The sequence below is a fragment of the Candidatus Fermentibacter sp. genome (assembly GCA_030373045.1).
In the GTDB taxonomy this organism is placed as follows: Bacteria; Fermentibacterota; Fermentibacteria; order Fermentibacterales; family Fermentibacteraceae; genus Fermentibacter.
On the sequence record JAUCPW010000063.1, the window covers coordinates 1 to 1305 of the forward strand.

At 66.5% G+C, this 1305-nt stretch carries 3 protein-coding genes; all 3 read left to right on the forward strand.

Going from position 1 to position 1305, the window contains the following annotated elements; all coding sequences use genetic code 11:
• Positions 1-197 precede the first annotated feature (197 nt).
• A complete protein-coding gene (locus QUS11_10695; protein MDM7993767.1) occupies positions 198-488 on the forward strand; it encodes a hypothetical protein in 291 nt (96 codons plus the stop codon).
• Between the two features lie 3 nt (positions 489-491).
• Positions 492-764: a hypothetical protein gene (locus QUS11_10700; protein MDM7993768.1), complete on the forward strand. Its 273-nt coding sequence runs from the start codon at positions 492-494 to the stop codon at positions 762-764.
• Between the two features lie 109 nt (positions 765-873).
• Positions 874-1059 carry a hypothetical protein gene (locus tag QUS11_10705; GenBank protein MDM7993769.1) on the forward strand — a complete coding sequence of 62 codons (186 nt, stop codon included), beginning with the start codon at positions 874-876 and terminating at the stop codon, positions 1057-1059.
• The last annotated feature ends 246 nt before the right edge of the window (positions 1060-1305 follow it).

Consider the following 1305-nt stretch of genomic DNA (forward strand, 5'->3'; position numbering starts at 1 on the left):
GGCGGAGGCGGCGCGGGCGGCGGAGGCGGCGCGGGCGGCCGAGCATCGTTGGTGTGCGGACTTGGTTCGCCAGCTCCACCCCGCCGCTCCGCGATGGCGCGCGGACGGGAAGGAGGAGACGACGTGAGCATTATCCAGGCCTCGGCCGCGGGGTCGACGGCGCGTCGCAGTATCGCGACGGACACGGAGGCATGATCATGGCGCGGCGAGCGACGGGCTACGAGCAGGACGACGAGACGTTTACGGCGGACGCCTACCGCGTCCAGGGGCACGGGGGTGTGGCGTTCCGCGTCCTCGGCTGGGAGACGGAGCCGGACGAGGACACGGAGTGGTCGGGCCGCGAGGTCCGCACGGGGAAGGTGGTCGCGGTCATGGTGGGGGACGACCACCGCTGGAAGTTCGATCCCGAGGAGGTGACGCCGCTCGGGGAGGACGAGTACTGCCAGGAATGCGGTCAGATCGGCTGCGGTTGGGTGTGCGCGGGGTGAACCATGGCCTACCACATGCCGATCTTGCCGGTCGGGCAAGAGAGGATGCCCATCGTCGTCGGGTGGGAGTACACCTACGGCATTCGCCAGGCCGACGGCAGGCTCCACCCCGGCGGGATGGGGAGCTGGTGCTTTTACACGCTCGTCGGGTACTGGCCTGTCACTGGCCAGTGTCTTTTGAGGTCTGGGGCGTGCGGCTTCTGGGTCTCCGAAGGAGTACTGCGTCAGCGCTACATTGGGAGGCCCGGCGGATACAACAACAGATCGGCGAAATGACGTATTATCAGTCCCGCGCCCGGCGGCGCAACCCGGGTCCGATTCCCGGGGCGGGAGCGAGGAGTCATCAGGCTCCGTCTCAGGAATGATAGCAAAAGCGAGGAATCACATGATGATCAGGTGTAACGGTCAGCCCTTCAACCCCTGCAAGGGGCTCACCCCCGACCAGGCCCGCGCTGCCTTCGAGATGTACGCGGCCGCGCGCCCGTCGAATAGTTACCAGTGGACCTTCGTCGACGACGGCGGGAAGGTCCACGAGCGGATCAGTGTGTCCGGTAAGTCCGCGAAGAAGTAGACCGCGGGCGCCCCGCCAGGCGTTCAGGTCCGGTTCGATTCCGGCCGCGGGGACCATGAAGTACACGCATCGGAAATGGGTCCGAGACTCTTGGGTGCGACGAGCGATGCGAGGGAGACATCTCCTGAGGAAGGTGAGACGATGGATCGACGACTTGAAGAGGGGCTGGAGCCTCTGACTGACGACGAGATCGAGCGGATGCGGAACGTCTACGCGAGCGGGCCCCTCACGAGGATCTCCCTCGAC